Genomic DNA, 18,654 nt, shown 5'->3' with positions numbered 1-18,654 from the left:
GTTCGCTCAATGATGGTGCGCCAGTGCCTGTTCGACCGCGCGCGCCGTCAATACCGGAATGAGGTGCGCCCGATATTCCGGCGAGGCATGCAGATCGCCCACCAAATCGTCGGCAGGCACCACCACCTTGCGCGCGGCTTCCGATGTAAAGCTGGCCGCCAGCGCTTGCTCCAGCGGCGTGCAACGGAACACGCACGGCGCCGCGCCCGTGACCGCCACCCGTACGTTGTTGCCCTTGCGGCTGACGAATACGCCCACCAGCGCAAAGCGCGACGCGGGGTTGCGGAATTTCACGTAGGCCGCCTGATCCGGCACGGGAAACTGCACCTCGGTGATGAGTTCGTCCGCAGCCAGCGCGGTCTCATACATGCCCAGGAAGAAATCGTCCGCCGCGATGTTGCGCCGCTCGGTGACAACGGTGGCGTTCAGGCCGAGCACAGCCGCCGGGTAGCACGCGGCCGGGTCGTTGTTGGCGAGCGACCCGCCCAGCGTGCCCATGGCGCGCACCTGGCGGTCGCCGATGCCGCCGGCCAGTTCACCTAGCGCGGGCAGCATGCGGGCGATGTCCGCGTTGTCCGCCACATCGGCATGGCGTGTGGCTGCGCCCACCGTAATCACACCGGGCTGTGTGCGAATGCCGGACATGCCCGGAATGCGCGTGACATCCACCAGCGTCGAAGGCTGCGCCAACCGCAACTTCATCGCCGCAAGCAGGCTCTGGCCGCCGCCGAGGTATTTGGCATCGGTGTGCGTCTTCAGTGCGGTGACGGCGGTCTGGGCGTCGGTGGCTTTCTGGTACTCGAAGTCGTACATGGTGGGCTCCTTGCCTAGGCCTTGGCCGCTTGAATGGTTTGCCAGACGCGGTGCGGCGTGGCGGGCATCTGGATGTCCTTCACGCCCAGCGGCGCAAGCGCGTCGACGATGGCGTTGATCAGCGCCGGCGGCGAGCCGATCGCGCCGGCTTCGCCACAGCCTTTGACGCCGAGCGGGTTGTGCGTGCACGGCGTGCCCTTGGCGGTTTCCACCGTAAAGCTGGGCAGGTTGTCTGCGCGAGGCATGGCGTAGTCCATGTACGAGCCGGTCAGCAACTGGCCGTTCTCGTCGTAGACGCAGGCCTCCATCAGCGCCTGGCCGATCCCCTGGCCAAGCCCGCCGTGCACCTGTCCCTCGACAATCATCGGGTTGATGATGTTGCCGAAATCGTCCACGGCAACGAAGCGGTCGATGTGGGTTTCGCCGGTGTCGGGATCGACTTCCACCTCGCAGATGTACGCGCCGGCCGGATACGTGAAGTTGGTCGGATCGTAGAAGGCGTTTTCGTCCAGCCCAGGTTCGAGCTTGTCGAGCGGGTAGTTGTGCGGCACGTAGGCCGTGAGCGCGACTTCGCCAAACGTCTTGGTGCGGTCGGTGCCGGCCACGCGGAAGACGCCATCCTTGAACTCGATGTCTTCCGCCGATGCCTCCAGCAGATGCGCGGCGATCTTCTTGGCCTTGGCCTCGATCTTGTCGAGCGCCTTCATGATGGCCGAGCCGCCCACGGCAATCGACCGCGAGCCGTACGTGCCCATGCCGAACGGGATGCGGCCGGTGTCGCCGTGTACGATCTCGATGTTGTCGATGGGCACGCCCAGCCGATCGGCCACCACTTGCGCGAACGTCGTCTCGTGGCCCTGGCCGTGGCTGTGCGAGCCGGTGAAGACCGTGACGGAGCCCGTTGGGTGCACGCGAATTTCGCCGGCTTCGAACAGGCCAGCCCGTGCGCCCAATGCCCCGGCGATGTTCGACGGCGCCAATCCGCACGCTTCGATGTAGCAGGAATAGCCCATGCCGCGCAGCCGGCCCTTTGCGCGGGAGGCATCGCGTCGGGCCGCAAATCCTTTTACGTCCGCCAATTCGATGGCGCGGTCCAGGCACGGCTCGTAGTCGCCCGTGTCATACGTCAGGCCGACCGGTGTGGCATACGGGAACGTGCGGATGAAGTTGCGGCGGCGCAGCTCAGCCGGGTCGACCTGCAGTTCGCGCGCAGCCGTCTCCACAAGGCGTTCGACCACATACGTTGCCTCGGGCCGGCCGGCACCGCGATAGGCGTCGACGGGCGCCGTGTTCGTGAACACCGCTTTCACTTCGGCATAGATGGCAGGCGTCTTGTACTGGCCCGCCAGCAACGTCGCATACAGGATGGTCGGCACGCTACTGGCAAACGTCGACAGATACGCGCCCATGTTGGCCGTGGTGTGCACGCGCATGGCAAGGAAGTTGCCCTGCGCATCGAGCGCCAGTTCCGCATGCGTGACGTGGTCCCGGCCATGCGCATCGGTCAGGAAGGACTCGGAGCGCTCGGCCGTCCACTTGATTGGTCGGCCCACCTTTTTCGATGCCCAGGTGAGCGCCACGTCTTCCGGGTACAGGAAGATCTTCGAGCCGAACCCGCCGCCCACGTCCGGCGCAATCACGCGCACCTTGGCTTCGGTCAGGCCCAGCACGAACGCCGACATCAGCAGGCGTTCGACGTGCGGGTTCTGGTTGGCGACGTAGAGCGTGTAGCTGTCGTCCTGACGCGAATAGCTCGCATTGACGGCGCGTGGCTCGATCGCGTTCGGGATCAGCCGGTTGTTGACGATGTCGAGTTGCGTCACGTGCGCGGCCTTGGCGAAGGCGGCATCCGTGGCGGCTTTGTCGCCGTGGCCCCAGGTGTAGCAGGTGTTGTTCGGCACGTCGTCGTGGACGGCGGTGCCGGCGGTATCTGCGGTGGCGGTGTCCACCACGGCGGGCAGTTCGTCGTATTCCACGTCGATCATCTCGACGGCGTCCTTGGCGATCTTCACCGATTCAGCCACCACCAGCGCGACCTGGTCGCCCACGTGGCGCACCTTGCCTTGCGCGAGCACGGGGTGGGGCGGCTCCTTCATCGGCGTGCCGTCAATGCTGTGGATGAGCCAGCCGCACGGCAGGCCGTTCACCTTGTCGGCAGCCAGGTCGTCGCCCGTGAGCACGGCCAGCACGCCCGGATGCTTGCGTGCGACATCCGCATTGATGTGTTTGATGCGCGCATGCGCATACGGCGAGCGCAGGAACACCGCGTAGGACTGGTGGGCCTGCACGACATCGTCCGTGTACTGCCCGACGCCTGTCAGGAAGCGGAAGTCTTCCTTGCGCTTGACGGCCGCGCCGATCAGGTGATTGTTGGGTTCTGCGGGAGCGTTCATGGTGGTCTCCTCGCTGGGGTCAGGCGGCGTGGGCGCGCGCCGCGGCCAGGCTTTGCAGCGAGGCATCCTCGCCCTGGGCTTCTGCCATGGCTTCAGCCCCGTGCATCACGGCGCGCACGATGTTGTGATAACCCGTGCAGCGGCACAGGTTGCCGTCGAGCTGCTCGCGCACCGTGTGTTCATCGGGATGCGGGTGCTGCGCAACCAGCGCCGTCGCCGCCATCACCATACCCGGCGTACAGAAACCGCATTGCAGGCCGTGGCATTGGCGAAAGGCTTCCTGCATCGGGTGCAGCGTGCCGTCCTTCGACAAGCCTTCGATGGTGGTCACCTCGGCGCCGTCAGCCTGCACAGCCAGGATGTTGCAGGACTTCACCGCGCGCCCATTCATATGCACGGTGCAGGCGCCGCATTGCGCGGTATCGCAGCCGACGTGCGTACCGGTCAGGCGCAGTTGCTCGCGCAGCAATTGGACTAGCAAGGTATGGGGTTCGACACTGACGGTGACAGGCGCACCGTTGACCGACAGCTTGAGGCTGATCGCCATGGGAGTCTCCTTGGGGAATGGGCGCCGGTGCCATGCTGCGCGCCTTCGTTGCTGCGAAGATGCGCGCGTGGTCTCGATATCGGTGGTCGCGGCTCTACTCAGTAAAGCACAGGCGAACCAGAAGACAACCGCAGTGCGGTGCGCTGGTCGCAGGAAAAAGGGCGATGCTGCGGCACGCAGACAAACCAAACAAATGCCGCAGAAATGACAAAGGGCCGGAATCCGGCCCTCGATTGGCACCAGGCGGTCATGACCTGGCGGGTGTGGCGGCGGGTGTGATGACACACGGCCGGCGCACGATGCTACTGAGACTGCGAGTACTGCTGACTGCTAGCTTGGGCACACGCCCATCAACAATAGCGTGGCGGGTTAGGCCTTGGCGGTGCGGTGCGTGCCGAACAGGTTCGCGATTGCCGAGAAGAATTGGGCGAACGAGAACGATTGGCCGCTCGGACGGCGATAGTAGTAGATACCTTCGGACATTTCGCGCTCGATCAGTTCGCGTTCAAGTTGATCGGTCAGCTTCAGGTCGTTCGTGTTTTGCATGATTGGCCTCTTAGGGAAATCCCGGTTAGGGAATACCCTGACTATACACCAGATGATGCAATGCACCATACGTAGGCTTACGTATGCACCCCTTTTGCGCCGTCTCCCGTTGCTCCGCCACCACGCTTGCGTTGCGCCGCACCAATGTGGTGCGGCCACCGCTTTCTTTACCTCTTGTGCCTCACTTGACCGGAATGGGTTGGCTGGCCGGAATCGGTACCGCCGTCACGCTGTTCTTCGGGCTGCCCGAAATGACCTTGTCCGAATACGTCAGGTAGACGAGCACATTGCGCTTGCGATCCACCGTGCGCACCACGTGCAGTGTTTTGAAGACGAGCGACAGGCGCTGCGTGAACATGTCGTCCTGCTGCGGCAGCGGCTTGACGAAGTTGATGTCGCCGACTTGGCGGCAGGCCACGGCGGCTTCGCTCACGTCTTCGGCCACGCCCAGCGTCCCCTTGATGCCGCCGGTGCGGGCCCGCGAGACATAGCAGGTCACGCCCTGCACGAGCGGGTCGTCAAAGGCTTCGATGACGATCTTGTCAGAGCCCGTGATGCGGAAATTGGTGCTGACGCTGCCGATGTCTTCCGCGCGGGAGCATCCAACGGTGCTCAGGGCGAGCGCGGCAATCAAAACGGGGAGTTTGGTGAACGGGCGCATGGCTTTGCGTAGGTAAAAAAAGAGGGTTGTCAGTCAGAGCAGCGATTCGGGCGGCCAAGATGCGGCTGCCTCGTCTACGAAGGTGGGCCGCATATCAGTGTGTTGGCGGGAATGCTCTATGCGGCGGTGCAGGGCGTCCATGAAGACCTTGACCTTGGCGGGCATCAGGCGGCGCCCTGGAAATACGGCATACACGCGCATCGGCGGGGATTGGAAATCCGTCAGCACTTCCTGCAGCGCGCCCGAAGCGATCAGGTCGGTAGCAAACACGGAGGTGATGCGAGCGACACCCAAGCCAGCAATGGCGGCCTGCATGCGCAATTCACTGTTGGAGGTGCGCATGCGGAAGTCGAGCGGCAGGTTGATCGTCTCGCCGCCGGGCGTGCGGAACTGCCATTCGGCTTCGTTCGAGGTGCCGAGGCAAGGCCAATCGGCGAGCTGGTCTGGGTGGGTGAGCGGCCCCAAGCGCTCCAGCAATTGCGGGGCGACGACCACGGCGCGCCGCAAATCAAAGACGCGCTGGGCGACGAGGCCGGAATCGGGCAACGGCCCGCGCGGCACGGTCAGCATGATGTCGTAGCCCTGGGCGAGCGGGTCGATCTGGCGCGGCGCCACGTCCACCTCAATGCGCAGGGCGGTGTGCTCGCGCATGACTTCGAGCACCACCTCGGCGAGCTGCTTGGCGGCAAATTCATATGGCATGGCAATGCGCAAGGTGCCGGCGGGTGACTGGAACGTCGCTGCGGCATCTTCCGACACTTCGCGCAGTCGCTGGAACAATGGGCCGGCGTCGCGCAGCAGGGCTTCACCGGCGTCGGTCAGGCGCAGGCGGCGCGTACTGCGCTCGAAAAGGCGGACGCCCATCTTGCCTTCCAGGCGCGACACCGCCGTGCTGACCGACGACTTGGGCAGCCCGAGCCGATCGGCTGCGCGCGTGAAGCTGCCGAGCGTTGCCACCGTGCAGAAAGTGTCCCAGTCGTTCCAGTCCGTCGTTCGCATATTTGAACAATGAATTTGTTGGCAGGCGATTTCCGCCGGTTTCGAGGCAAATTACCATCCCTGCATGAACACGCCAAGCACAGACCACACGGTTTCTTCACCGCCCGCGCCGCGCAAACCGGCCGCCGAATCGACCGTCGGCAGCCGGATGGAACTGCGCATGGTGGGCATGGTGATCGGCCTGGCGACGGGCGTGGACTACATGTCCAACCTGATGTTCTCGATTGCCGGACCGCATATCGAAGGTGGGGTGCTGGCGTCACAGGATGTCTATCTCTGGGCCGTGACGGCGTACGCGGCAGCAGCCAGCCTGGCGATTCTGGTGATGGGTCGGCTGGCCGATCACATGACATACCGGAAGCACACGCTGCTGTCGCTGCTGGTGTTCATTGTCGGCACGCTGATGTGCGCGGCGGCCGAGGGCGGCACGATGCTGATCGTCGGCCGCGCGGTGCAGGGGTTTGGCGGCGGCCCGATGCTGTCCACCTCGCGCATCTTTGTGCAGCACAGCCCAGCGCAGGAACGCCGCACGATGATGAAGGGCATGATCTACGGCATCTTCGGGCTGAGTTGCGTGTCACCGATGCTGTCGGCGGCGCTTACGGAGCAATTTGGCTGGCGCGCCATCTTCGTCGCGCAGTTGCTGGTGGCGGTGGTGGTGTGCGGGCTGGTGGCAGCGTTCTATCCGCACCCGAAACTGCACGAACGCAAGGGCGATTTCGCCTCGCTCGACTGGCCCTCTGCCATCGCGTTTGGGCTGGCGGCGCTGATTGCGCTGCACGGCTTTCAGCAGGCCCGCTTCATTCACCCCGACGGCTCGCCTGCGCAGGTGGTGCCGATCATTGCGGTGGTGGCGCTCATCATCTGGGTCGGCATTCGCCAGACGGGCCATCCGCTGCCGTGGGTTGATTTACGAGCCACGCTGCAGCGGCGCTTCCTGATGGGCATGGTGTTCTACGCCATCTATTACATGTTTGCGAGCGCCTGGGGTTTCCTTTCGTCGAGCCTGCTGCAGAACGGTCTGGGCTTCCGCTACGAGACCACGGCGCAGTTGATGAGCCTGGGCGGCCTGGTGACGGTGGTGCTCGGCATCCTGAACTTTCAGTTGACGAACGTGCTGCCGACCAAGCGCGTGCTGATCTCCATCGGCTTTGTGCTGATGGCGACCGCGCTGCTGTGGATGTCGCATGTAGCCATGCCGGGTGCCTCGGTGGCGGCGGTGGTGCCCGGGTTCATGATCGAAGGCATGGTGGGAATGTTTGTGGTGATCCAGGTGGCGGGACTGTCTTACGTGGATTTGCCGGCTAAGGATTTCGGCCATGCCTACCAGTTCAAGGGAATCATGCGGGCCTGGGCGCAGGCGTTTGGGACGATGGGGGCGACGCTGTTGCTGCAGCGCGGGCAGGCTCAGCACCGCACCGACCTCGTGGGACATGTGAGTGCGCTGACGCCGGCCTGGCAATGGCCGCATCCGTTGCAGGGGGCGGAGTTGATTCGCATCTCGGCCGAGATTGATCGGCAGGCGACGTTGTTGGCTGTGGGCGATTTGTTTGCCTGGGGCGCGGTGGTGGCGTTGGGGTGTGCGGGGGCGATCTGGTTGCAGCGGTCGTTGCGGTGAGGGGTGCTGCGGGCCGGGTGTTTCGTCCCCTGGCGGGGCCGACTTACTTTCTTTGTCTTGCCAAAGAAAGGTAAGCAAAGAAAGGCGCGCCCGATGCGGCGACTTCCTCCTTGGATTTCTGTCGCGGGGAGGGAAGGGAGGCAAACTCGCTGCGCTCAGACAGCCTCCCTTCTTTTCCCTCCCCGCAACAAAAATCCAAGGCGCCGCATAGGGCAAGGTACGGCCACACCATCGTGCGGCACATGCCTCCGCGATGGTCTCGTGGCTTGTCTCAATCCAGCTTCTGTTCCGGCGCTGTGGCCTGCGGCACCTTGCAGTTGAAGGCTGGCGCTTCGTCTTGCAGGTCCAGATGGTTCATCAGCGTGGGCGCTAGGACTTTCAGCACTTGCACCGTCAGTGCGCTGGTGAACTTGTACTTGGCGGCATCGGCCCCGGCCACGTACGCGACGACGGTGCCGAAGTAGCGGTCTCCCAGGTAGAAGACGAAGGCGCCGGAGCGGCTGACGACCCGTTCGGAGATGAGGCCGCCGCCGCGGCTGAACGTTTTGAAGCGGTTGTCGCCGGTGCCGGTTTTACCGCCGATGGCGATGGGTTTGCCGTCCTTCTGGACGAAGGTGCCGGAGATGCGCTTGGCGGTGCCGCCTTCGACGACGCCGGCCAGCGCGGATTTGACCAGGGGCGGAATTTCCGGCGGCAGCACGCGCTCTCCGGCGTTGGGGTCGCGGCAGAGCATGACTTCGTAAGGCGTGTTGGCGGCAAAGCGCAGGCGATCGATGCGTACGCTGGGCAGGCGGATGCCGTCGTTTTCGATGATGCCCATCAGCTCCGCCAGCGATGCCGGCCGGTCTGCCGATGCACCGATGGCCGTGCCGTATGACGGCACCAGCGACTCGAACGGATACCCCAGCCGCTTCCACATGGCGTGAATCTGCTGGAACGCTTCAATTTCCAGCATCTGCTTGATGCGCTTGTCTTGCGCGGCCTTGCGGTGCGATTGCAGCAGCCATTTGTAGACGGACAAGCGCTCATCGGCGCTTGCGTCGTTCACCTGCGTGAGGGTGGCTTGTGGGTGGGTGCGCAGATACGCCACCAGCCACAGCTCCAGCGGATGCAGCTTGGCGATGTAGCCGCGGTCGGCCAGGTCGAAACGCTGGACGGAATATTTCTCATACAGGTTGGTGAGTTCGGCCTCATCCAGCTTTGCGCCTGGCAGGTAGCTGCGGATGAACGCAGCGAGTTTTCCTGGCCCGGCCTCCGGGTCGATGCTGCGGTAGATCGTGGCCAGCCGCACCGGCGTGGCGCGCGTGCTTTGCACCAGGATGGCTTCGCGCTCCTTGTCGGTCTTGCCTTTGTATTTGGCGTAGAACCGGCCCATGAAGAGCTTGCCTTCGCGGTCGGCAAAGCGTCGCAGGTAGACCTGCCGCTGTGGGGAATCCGGGTTGGTCAACGCCTCGGCGCCGGCATTGGGCAACTGGTGCTGAAAGTAGCGCGAGATGTCGCGCATGATCCGGACGAAGACAAGGTTGACGGAGTGCTTGAGCCCCTCGCGCACCGTGAAGTTCTGGGTGCCTTCCCATTTCTCGAAGTTTTCGAAGCTCTGCATGCCGCCGCCGGTGGCAAACCATTCGCCAGCGTTGCCGGAGTACTTGCGCTCCATCGATGCATCGAGCATCGCCGCGAGCGACCGGTCTTGCGTGTGGGCGAGGTAATCGACGGCCCAGCGCTCGATCGGGTTCTGCACGGGAATGTTGACCTTGCGCAGCGCCGCAGCAGGCTGGTCGGCATAGCGCTTATGCAGCTCCGCCACGATCTGGAGATACGTCACCAGCGTGCGCAGCTTGGCTGTTGAGCCCAGATCCAGCTTGACGCCTTCGTTGATGTCGAACGGCTTGTCGAACGTGTCGGCCTGCACCAGCACCCGGTTGCCGCCCGGCGCGCGTTCGTAGAGCGTGAAGCTGTACGTCACGCCGCGCGGGTCGCCGCGCTCCAGCATCATGTCGCCGACGAGGCCGGCGGCCTTGGCGTGCGCGGGGTCGCGCAGCTTGCGCAGCTCAGTTGAGATATCGCGCTGCAACGGCGCATCAAGCGTGCTGCTGGCGGTCAGGTCGAGCCGGTCGAGCGCATACATGCGCGAGATGCCGAGCATGCTCGCCAGATTGACGCGTACGGCGTTTGTGCCTTTGTGCTCGATGGGCGGAGGCGGTACGCGCGTGTTCAGTGCCTGCTGCTTGAGCGATTGTGCGATCGCCGCATCGCGCAGCGCTGGCGGAATCACGCCGGATACGGCCAGCACGCGCAGGTAGGCGTTGGTCAAGGTTTCGAGTTCATCGAGGTTCTCAAGGTAATACGACGGCCGCCGCTGCGATACGAGCAGGCTCAACGCCTCCTTGTACGCAAGCGCGCGGTCTGCGAGCGGGGCGGTCGATTGGGCCGAGAGCAACGCATTCACCTGGGCGAAGTCGCGTCCGTACCAGACCCATAGCGCATCGCCAATCCCTTGGATTTCGCCAAACCCGGCGCGCGCGCCCAGCGGCACGGTGTTCAGGTAATCGACCGCGAGCTGGTGGCGTGTGGCGGTGGTGTCTTCTCCGTTCAGGTAAGCGCGCGCGGATGCCGAGAACATCTGACGCAGTTTTTCGCTGGGGGAATCGGTGCGGCCTTCGGGCGAGTGGCGGTACTTCTCGATTTGCGTGGCGAGCGTGCTGCCGCCGGGCGATTCATGCGCCGGGTTGACGACGTGCAGGGCGCGGTCCCACACGGCGCGTGCCAGGCGTGACCACTCCACGGCCGGGTTGCGCTTGGGGTATTCCGTCTGCAGCAGGGTGCGGTTTTCAATCGCGAGCAGCGAGTTGACGAGCAGCGGCGGTACCGACGCGAAACTGTCATACACACGTTCGGGGTGGCGCACGCGGTAGATCGGTCGGCCATCATCGTCCAGCAATTCCAGTCCGGCCTGGTCTTTCTCGCGATAGGGCGGGTTCATGCCGCTGTCCATGCGGGCGACCATCTCTTTGGATGGCACAGCCTGCTGGGCAACGATGTAGCCGCGCGAGCGCAGGCGGTCTAGAAAGGTTGGAAGGTCGTGATAACCGAGCCGCTCGTCGTAGGGGCCGGAGCTCGGGTAGCGGGCCGACGTGTTTGGCCCCGGCTTGACGGGAAAGGTTTGCGATTGCGCCAGATGCGCGAAATAGCGGGCCTGCCAGGCAGAGGTGCGGAATTCGTGAGCGACAAGCAAGGCGCCCATCGCAAGCAGCAGCGCCACGACGAGGGCCAACTTGATGATGATGGGGCGGCGTATTCTTTTCACTCGCTTGCGCTCCAATCGCAGGCGAACGTGCGCCTTGCTTCAATCTAGCCCATGCGGCCGTCGTGTCCAGCGGCTTGTAACTTTGGTGCCACCATTGCAAGCCTTACGAGGGCGCGTAATACGGGATCTTCTGCTCGTCATACAACCGATACGTCAGCGCCAGCATAGCCTGGATGTCTTCAGACTCGTCGAGCAGGCGCGTGCTGAAGATAATGGGCGAGACCAATTGCGGATCGTCGAGTTCCATGTAGCAGACATCTTCCCGCCGCAAGCCCGCCACACTGCGCGGCACCACCGACACACCTTCGCCCGCGGCGACCAGTCCCAGGGCAATTTGCAATTCCCGTGCCTCGTAAATCTTGCTGGGTTCGAGCGCGCGATCGTGGAAGAGGGCGAGCACTTGGTCCGCATAGCTCGGACGCGGCGCGCGCGGGTAGATGATGAGCGTGTCGCCGACAAGGTCGCGCAGGGATACCGTCGTTCTGCCGTCCAGCAGGGCATGGCCTGATGGCAGCGCGACGATCAATCGCTCATCGCGCAGGAGGATGCGCCGCACGTTCGGGTCTTCGTAACGGATGCGGCCGAAGCCGACGTCGATGCGGCCGTCCTTGAGCGCCTGGATCTGGTCCATGGTCGTCATCTCGTGCATGGTCAGATCGACCATGGGGTACTCCGCCCGAAAGCGCCGGATGACCTTTGGCAGCATCCCGTACAGCGTTGAAGCCACGAAGCCGACGGACATGCGCCGCTCGATCTGGCCGACGCGTTGCGTCATCGAGGCAAGTTCCGCCGTCTGTGCGAGCAACTGCCGCGCGTGCGCGTGGAAAAAGCGGCCGGCTTCGGTCAGCTTGAGCGGGCGGCTGCCGCGCTCGAACAGCAGCACGCCGACTTCCTCTTCCAGTTGCTGAATCTGCCGCGACAGCGGGGGCTGCGCGATGTGCAGCCGTTCAGCGGCACGCGTGAAGTTCAGCTCTTCAGCAACCGCGACGAAATAGCGAAGATGGCGTAGCTCCATTTTTATACCCGTCAGGTATGAAGCCGATACTAAATCGGTGTTGGACGTGACAATTTGCGCTGCGTAATCTGGTTTCCACGTTGATAGCAGTTCTTCTGATACCTGGAAAACATGATTCGCTCGATCGAGGCCATTCTAGTGGATGTGCCCACCATCCGTCCGCACAAACTGTCCGTCGCCACCATGCACACGCAGACGCTCGTCCTCGTGCATGTGTGCTGTGAAGACGGCATCGAAGGCTGGGGCGAGGCCACCACCATTGGCGGTCTCAACTACGGCGAAGAGAGCCCCGAGAGCATCAAGGTCAACATCGACACGCACATTGCGCCGCTGCTGATCGGCATGGAGGCGCGCAACGTGGCGGCCGCCATGGCCAAGGTGCGCAAGACCATCCAGGGCAACCGCTTTGCCAAGTGCGCGTTGGAAACGGCGTTGCTCGATGCGCAGGCCCGCCGGCTTGGCGTGCCGCTGTCTGAGCTGCTGGGCGGCCGGCTGCGAGATGCGCTGCCGGTGGCCTGGACGCTCGCCAGCGGCGACACCAAGAAAGACATTGCCGAGGCAGAAGCGATGCTTGCCGAGCGCCGTCACCGCATCTTCAAGCTGAAGATCGGCCTGCGCGCGGTGGCTGACGATGTGGCGCACGTGCTGGCCATCAAGCGTGCACTGGGCGACGCCGTGAGCGTGCGCGTGGACGTCAACCAGGCCTGGAGCGAGCTTGACGCCGCCAACGGCATCGCCGCATTGCAAGCCGGCGGCATCGACCTGATCGAGCAACCGGTGCGCGCAGAAAGCCGCGCCGCGCTCGAACGCCTCGCCCGCCAGTTCGCGGTGCCGATGATGGCCGACGAAGCGCTGCATGGTCCGCTGGATGCATTTGAGTTGGCCTGTTCTGCCAGCGCCGACGTCTTCGCCGTGAAGATCGCGCAATCCGGTGGTCTCGTGCCGGCGATGCAGGTCGCCGCCATCGCGCAGCTTGCGGGCATCGGCCTGTACGGCGGAACGATGCTCGAAGGGGCGGTTGGCACGGCGGCGTCAGCCCACGTGTTTTCCACCTTTGGCGAGCTGCAGTTCGGCACCGAGCTGTTCGGCCCCTTGTTGCTGACGCAAGAACTGCTGACCGAGCCGCTGCAATACCGCGATTTCATGTTGCAGGTGCCAACCGGCCCCGGCCTGGGCATCCAGATCGATCGCGACAAGCTGGCGCGCCTGCGCCGCCAATGAGAACAACCAGACCAAGACACCCCACCAAGGAGACCACGATGCTGTTCCACGTCCGCATGGATGTCCGCCTGCCGGCCGACATGCCCGCCGATGTCGCCAACGAGATCAAGGCGCGCGAGAAGGCCTATTCGCAGGACCTGCAGCGCAGCGGCAAGTGGCGCCACATCTGGCGCCTGGTTGGCGAGTACGCGAACGTCAGCGTCTTCGACGTGCAGAGCAATGCAGAACTGCACGACATCCTGACGGCGCTCCCGCTGTTTCCGTACATGGAGATTTCGGTGACACCGATGTGCCGCCACCCGTCGTCAGTGCACAGCAAGGACGATTGAGATCGCGCCTGACACATTCCACATTCCCCCAGAAAGCCACGAGGAGACACCCATCATGAACGCGCGCGTATTCGAAACGAAAGAAGTGCAGGACCTGCTGAAGGCCGCCACCAACCTGGACGGCAAAGAGGGCAACGCCCGCCTGAAGCAGATCACCCACCGTTTGCTGGCCGACCTGTTCAAGGCCATCGACGACCTCGACATCACGCCAGATGAAGTCTGGGCGGGCATCAATTACCTGAACAAGCTCGGCCAGGACGGCGAAGCCGCATTGCTGGCGGCCGGCGTGGGCCTGGAGAAGTATCTCGATATCCGTATGGACGCTGCGGACGAGGCGCTAGGCATCAACGGCGGTACGCCGCGCACGATCGAGGGCCCGCTGTACGTTGCCGGCACGACGGTGCGCGACGGCGTGTCCAGGATCGACATCGATCCGGACCCGGCGGCAGGCCCGCTCGTCATTCACGGCACGGTGACGGGGCCGGAGGGCAAGCCGGTGGCCGGCGCCGTGGTCGAGTGCTGGCACGCAAACTCGAACGGCTTCTATTCGCATTTCGATCCGACCGGTGCGCAAAGCCCGTTCAACCTGCGCGGCGCGGTCAGGACCGGTGCCGATGGCAAATATGAATTCCGCACGCTCATGCCAGTGGGCTACGGCTGCCCGCCGCAAGGTGCTACGCAGCAACTGCTGAACGGGCTTGCCCGCCACGGCAACCGGCCGGCGCATGTGCACTTCTTCGTCACGAGCAATGGCCACCGCAAGCTGACGACGCAATTCAACATCGAAGGCGATCCGCTGATCTGGGACGACTTCGCCTACGCCACCCGCGAAGAGCTGATTCCGCATGTGGTGGAGAAAACGGGCGGTGCGGCGCTGGGCCTGAAAGGCGATACGTACAAGGACATCGAATTCAATGTCGTCCTGACGCCGCTGGTTCAGGGCAAGGACAACCAGCGCGTGAACCGCCTGCGCGCTTCGGCAGAGGCTTGAGGCCCTGTGCCTCACCGTGGAGACGACCATGTCCGCCTTGATTGATAAAGCCAGCGAACTGGACCAACTGCTGTCAACCGCTGTGGTGGATGACGAAGAGGCCGGCATTTTCCGCTGCCGCCGCGACATCTTCACCAACCCCGATTTGTTCGAGCTGGAGATGAAGCACATCTTCGAGAACAACTGGGTGTATCTGGCGCACGAAAGCCAGATTCCGAACAACAACGATTACTACACCACGTGGATCGGCCGCCAGCCGATCGTCATCACCCGCGACAAGACCGGGGAGCTGCATGCGGTCATCAACGCATGTGCGCACAAGGGCGCGATGCTGTGTCGCCGCAAGCATGGCAACAAGGGCAGCTTCACGTGCCCGTTCCATGGCTGGACGTTCTCCAACACCGGCAAGCTGCTGAAGGTGAAGGACGAAAAGACCACCGAGTATCCGGTGCAGTTCAACACGCACGCCTCGCACGATTTGAAGAAGGTCGCTCGGTTCGAGAACTATCGTGGCTTCCTGTTCGGCAGTCTCAATGCCGACGTACAGCCGCTCGAGGCCTACCTTGGCGAGGCGCGGGTGATCATCGACCAGATCGTCGATCAGTCGCCCGACGGCCTGGAAGTGCTGCGCGGCAATTCTTCCTACGTGTATGACGGCAACTGGAAGATGCAGATGGAGAACGGCTGCGACGGCTACCACGTCAGCACCGTGCACTGGAACTACGCCGCAACGATGGGTCGGCGCAAGGAAGGTGGCACCCAGGCGGTGGATGCGAACAGCTGGAGCAAGTCGGTGGCGGGCGTCTACGGGTTCGAGCACGGCCACATCCTGCTGTGGACGCAGACGATGAACCCGGAGGTGCGCCCCGTCTATGCGCACCGCGAAGAAATCAAGGCACGCGTGGGTGAAACCCAAACGGACTTCATCGTCAACCAGACCCGCAATCTGTGCCTGTATCCGAACGTGTTCCTGATGGACCAGTTCAGCACGCAGATTCGCGTGGTACGGCCGATCGGCGTCGACAAGACCGAGGTCTCCATCTTCTGTTTCGCGCCGAAGGGCGAAAGCGCAACGGACCGCGCAACGCGCATCCGCCAGTACGAGGACTTCTTCAACGTTACCGGCATGGGTACCGCCGATGACCTGGAAGAATTCCGTGCCTGCCAGAACGGCTACGCCGGCACCACCGCGCTGTGGAACGACCTGTCGCGCGGGGCGCCGCTGTGGATTCACGGCCCCGACGAGAACGCAACGAAGATGGGATTGAAGCCGCTCATCTCGGGTGAGCGCAGTGAAGACGAAGGCTTGTTCGTCTGCCAGCACGAATATTGGGTGCGCGTCATGCGCGAGGCGCTCAAGCAGGAATGCGAAGGGGTGCCGGCATGAGCGCTGATTACCAAACGATCTGCGCCGCCCTGTACCGCGAAGCGCGCCTGCTGGACGACCGGCAGTGGGATGCGTGGCTCGACTGCTACGCAGAAGACGTCACCTACTGGATGCCCGCATGGGACGACGACGACCAGTTGACCGACGACCCGCAGAGCCAGATCTCGTTGATGTACTACGCCAATCGCTGCGGGCTGGAGGATCGCGTCTTCCGCATCAAGACCGAGCGCAGCGGGGCTTCCACGCCGGAGCCGAGAACCAGCCACACGGTCGCCAATGTTGAAGTTGTGGCCGAACGCGGCGATGAAGTCGACGTGCGCTACAACTTTCACACGCTCAGCCATCGGTACAAAACCACCGATCACTTCTTCGGCACGATGTTCGTCACCCTGCGCCGCGCGGGCGATGGCTTCCTGATCGCATCCAAGAAGATCGTGCTGAAGAACGACTACATCCGTCAGGTGCTCGACGTTTATCACGTCTGATTTGCACCCACGTATAGGACACGCACAAGAGGCAGCGGAGGTATTCCATGTCCAGTTTCACAGTCGCATTGAACTTCGAGGACGGCGTGACCCGTTTCATCGATTGCAAAGCGGGCGAGAAGGTGCTCGATGCCGCCTTCCGCGCGAAGATCAACCTGCCCATGGATTGCTCCGATGGTGTGTGCGGAACCTGCAAGTGCCGCGCCGAGAGCGGAAGCTACGACCTCGGCGACGATTACATTGACGACGCCCTGACCGAAGACGAGAAGAACACGGGCCTCGTCCTGACGTGCCAGATGGTGCCGCAAAGCGATTGCGTGATCGCGGTGCCGACCACGTCGACCAGCTGCAAGACTGGTCAGAGCAGCTTCGGGACAACGGTGTCGAAAGTCCAGTTGCACAACGACGCAGCCGTCGTGCTGGAACTGGACGTGGATGCCACTGCGCCGGTGTTTCTTCCTGGCCAGTACGTCAACATCGGCGTACCGGGCACCGGCCAGCACCGCTCGTATTCGTTCTCATCCGCCCCCGGAGAATCGAAGATCAGCTTCCTCATCAAGAAGATTCCCGGCGGCGTGATGAGCCGTTGGCTGGAAACCGCGCAGCCGGGCGACAAGCTCGATCTGCACGGGCCGCTGGGCAGCTTCTATCTGCGCAATGTGCAGCGGCCGCTGTTGTTCCTTGCTGGGGGCACGGGGCTCGCTCCGTTCCTGTCGATGCTCGAGGTGCTGGCGCGCGCCAATTCACAGCAGAAGGTGCACCTGATTTATGGCGTCACCCGTGACCTCGACCTGGTGCAGGTCGACGCGCTTGAAGCCTATGCAGCGCGGTTGCCGAACTTCAGCTACGCCACCGTCGTTGCTGACGCCGCGTCGAATCATCCGCGCAAGGGTTGGGTGACGCAGCACGTGCCGGCCGATGCCCTGAACGATGGCGACGTGGATGTCTATCTGTGCGGGCCGCCGCCAATGGTCGATGCCGTGCGCAAGTACTTTGACGACGAGGGCGTGAAGCCCAACAGCTTCTACTACGAGAAATTCACGCCCAATGCAGTACCGGAGGCGAAGGCGGCATGAGCATGCAACGATTCTCAGGCAAGACCGTCGTCGTGACGGGCGCGGCCCAAGGTATCGGGCGCGGCGTGGCATTGGCGGTGGCCGAAGAGGGCGCCCAGGTGCTGCTGGTGGACCGGGCGGAGCTGGTCTACGAAGTACAGGCCGAGATTGCCGCAGCGGGCGGCCGAGCCCTCGCCACCACCGCCGATCTGGAGACCTACACCGGCGCGCAACACGCCGTGCAGGCCGCGCTCGATGCGTTCGGCGGCATCGACGTGCTCATCAACAACGTCGGCGGCACGATCTGGGCGAAGCCGTATCAGCACTATGAAGAAGCGCAGATCGAGGCGGAAATCCGCCGCTCGCTGTTCCCCACGCTGTGGTGCTGCCGCGCCGTGCTGCCGCACATGGTGGAGCGCCAGCGGGGCGTGATCGTCAACGTGTCGTCGATTGCCACACGCGGTATCTATCGGATTCCGTATTCTGCGGCCAAGGGCGGCGTGAATGCGCTGACGGCCAGCCTGGCGTTGGAGCACGCGCAGGACAACATCCGCGTCAACGCCGTCGCCACGGGCGGCACCGAAGCGCCGCCACGCAAAATCCCGCGCAACACGGCGCCCATGTCGGAGCAGGAAGCCACTTGGTACCAGGGCATCGTTGACCAGACCATCGCCAGCAGCCTGATGCACCGCTATGGAACGATCGACGAGCAGGTGCGAGCGATCCTGTTTTTGGCGTCGGACGAGGCTTCTTACATCACCGGGACGGTGTTGCCGGTGGGCGGTGGAGATCTGGGCTAGGCGCACCGTCGAACGCCCCAAAACAAAAACGGCGCCGATGCGCCGTTCTTTTTACGTGTCTTTGCGGCATGGCCGAACATTCGGCCGCGGCATTCAGCCCAGGTACGAACCGGACTTGCCAACCACTTCTGCGTACACCAGGTTGTCATCCCACCCGTTGCGGAAAAAATTGATGACCGCGCGCAGCAGCGACGTACGGTTGGTGGCCTGAACTTGGATGTTGCCGGCGAACTTGGGGGTGAAATAGGCTTGCTGGACCATGATGTTTTCTCTCAGTGTGTTATCTAGGGTTTTCCCGAGTATAGGGTTATCCCTAGGCCTGAGCAATGATGCAAAGCAAACCTGCGGTCCATTCTGAATATCACTCCAGGTAAATAGTCGGCCAAAGCTGCGCCACCCTAGCGCAATACCGATAGGCGTAAGCGTCGGGTTCTTCGAAGTGCCTTTTGGCACTCATTTGAGCCCTGGCACAAAGATTTTTTAGCGA

At 63.3% G+C, this 18,654-nt stretch carries 17 protein-coding genes; 8 read left to right on the top strand and 9 right to left on the bottom strand.

What is annotated here, in order from left to right; all coding sequences use genetic code 11:
- Positions 1-6: 6 nt before the first annotated feature.
- From ACTJK4_RS17500 to ACTJK4_RS17475, 6 genes are all read right to left on the bottom strand, one after another.
- Complete coding sequence (locus ACTJK4_RS17500) at positions 7-813, bottom strand: FAD binding domain-containing protein (RefSeq protein ID WP_440818545.1); 807 nt, start codon at positions 811-813, stop codon at positions 7-9.
- 14 nt (positions 814-827) lie between these two features.
- Complete coding sequence (locus ACTJK4_RS17495) at positions 828-3,206, bottom strand: xanthine dehydrogenase family protein molybdopterin-binding subunit (protein WP_440818544.1); 2,379 nt, start codon at positions 3,204-3,206, stop codon at positions 828-830.
- A gap of 19 nt (positions 3,207-3,225) precedes the next feature.
- Positions 3,226-3,753, bottom strand: coding sequence for a (2Fe-2S)-binding protein (locus ACTJK4_RS17490; protein ID WP_260802494.1), 528 nt, complete (start codon positions 3,751-3,753; stop codon positions 3,226-3,228).
- A gap of 369 nt (positions 3,754-4,122) precedes the next feature.
- Positions 4,123-4,299 (bottom strand): hypothetical protein, encoded by a 177-nt coding sequence (locus tag ACTJK4_RS17485; protein WP_009238172.1) that lies wholly within the window; start codon positions 4,297-4,299, stop codon positions 4,123-4,125.
- A gap of 181 nt (positions 4,300-4,480) precedes the next feature.
- Complete coding sequence (locus ACTJK4_RS17480) at positions 4,481-4,960, bottom strand: CreA family protein (protein WP_440818543.1); 480 nt, start codon at positions 4,958-4,960, stop codon at positions 4,481-4,483.
- 33 nt (positions 4,961-4,993) lie between these two features.
- A complete protein-coding gene (locus ACTJK4_RS17475) occupies positions 4,994-5,959 on the bottom strand; it encodes a LysR family transcriptional regulator (RefSeq protein WP_433867326.1) in 966 nt (321 codons plus the stop codon).
- 64 nt (positions 5,960-6,023) lie between these two features.
- Here ACTJK4_RS17475 and ACTJK4_RS17470 point away from each other — a divergent pair, with 64 nt between their 5' ends.
- Positions 6,024-7,577, top strand: a complete 1,554-nt coding sequence (locus ACTJK4_RS17470) for an MFS transporter (protein ID WP_440818542.1) — start codon at positions 6,024-6,026, stop codon at positions 7,575-7,577.
- Positions 7,578-7,848: 271 nt separating this feature from the next.
- On the opposite strand, the gene ACTJK4_RS17465 is transcribed toward ACTJK4_RS17470, so the two are convergent.
- Both ACTJK4_RS17465 and ACTJK4_RS17460 read right to left on the bottom strand, forming a co-directional pair.
- A complete protein-coding gene (locus ACTJK4_RS17465) occupies positions 7,849-10,884 on the bottom strand; it encodes a transglycosylase domain-containing protein (RefSeq protein ID WP_440818541.1) in 3,036 nt (1,011 codons plus the stop codon).
- A 103-nt stretch (positions 10,885-10,987) separates the two neighbouring features.
- Positions 10,988-11,899: a LysR family transcriptional regulator gene (locus ACTJK4_RS17460; RefSeq protein WP_232042799.1), complete on the bottom strand. Its 912-nt coding sequence runs from the start codon at positions 11,897-11,899 to the stop codon at positions 10,988-10,990.
- Between the two features lie 111 nt (positions 11,900-12,010).
- Between ACTJK4_RS17460 and ACTJK4_RS17455 the strand changes: the two genes are divergently transcribed.
- From ACTJK4_RS17455 to ACTJK4_RS17425, 7 genes are read left to right on the top strand one after another with little or no spacing between them, the layout of a single operon-like run.
- Positions 12,011-13,120, top strand: coding sequence for a muconate/chloromuconate family cycloisomerase (locus tag ACTJK4_RS17455; RefSeq protein WP_440818540.1), 1,110 nt, complete (start codon positions 12,011-12,013; stop codon positions 13,118-13,120).
- 38 nt (positions 13,121-13,158) lie between these two features.
- Entirely contained in the window at positions 13,159-13,449 is a 291-nt protein-coding gene (gene catC, locus ACTJK4_RS17450) for a muconolactone Delta-isomerase (protein WP_232042801.1), read from the top strand.
- 55 nt (positions 13,450-13,504) lie between these two features.
- Positions 13,505-14,440, top strand: coding sequence for a catechol 1,2-dioxygenase (gene catA, locus ACTJK4_RS17445; RefSeq protein WP_440075922.1), 936 nt, complete (start codon positions 13,505-13,507; stop codon positions 14,438-14,440).
- A gap of 28 nt (positions 14,441-14,468) precedes the next feature.
- Positions 14,469-15,827: a Rieske 2Fe-2S domain-containing protein gene (locus ACTJK4_RS17440; RefSeq protein WP_440818539.1), complete on the top strand. Its 1,359-nt coding sequence runs from the start codon at positions 14,469-14,471 to the stop codon at positions 15,825-15,827.
- Positions 15,824-16,312, top strand: a complete 489-nt coding sequence (benB, locus tag ACTJK4_RS17435; RefSeq protein ID WP_440818538.1) for a benzoate 1,2-dioxygenase small subunit — start codon at positions 15,824-15,826, stop codon at positions 16,310-16,312. The genes ACTJK4_RS17440 and benB overlap by 4 nt, the downstream gene beginning before the upstream one ends.
- A gap of 47 nt (positions 16,313-16,359) precedes the next feature.
- Positions 16,360-17,388, top strand: a complete 1,029-nt coding sequence (benC, locus tag ACTJK4_RS17430; protein ID WP_440818537.1) for a benzoate 1,2-dioxygenase electron transfer component BenC — start codon at positions 16,360-16,362, stop codon at positions 17,386-17,388.
- On the top strand, positions 17,385-18,167 hold the full coding sequence (locus ACTJK4_RS17425) for a 1,6-dihydroxycyclohexa-2,4-diene-1-carboxylate dehydrogenase (protein ID WP_260802485.1): 783 nt from the start codon (positions 17,385-17,387) through the stop codon (positions 18,165-18,167). Before benC ends, ACTJK4_RS17425 begins: the two co-directional genes overlap by 4 nt.
- 93 nt (positions 18,168-18,260) lie before the next feature.
- Here the strand turns inward: ACTJK4_RS17425 and ACTJK4_RS17420 are convergent, their stop codons facing one another.
- Complete coding sequence (locus tag ACTJK4_RS17420) at positions 18,261-18,428, bottom strand: hypothetical protein (protein WP_440818536.1); 168 nt, start codon at positions 18,426-18,428, stop codon at positions 18,261-18,263.
- Between the last annotated feature and the right edge of the window lie 226 nt (positions 18,429-18,654).

Source organism: Ralstonia sp. 22111, assembly GCF_052045895.1.
Taxonomy (GTDB): domain Bacteria; phylum Pseudomonadota; class Gammaproteobacteria; order Burkholderiales; family Burkholderiaceae; genus Ralstonia; species Ralstonia wenshanensis.
Note: the sequence above shows the minus strand (reverse complement) of the source record. Positions and strands in the feature narration are given on the sequence as shown.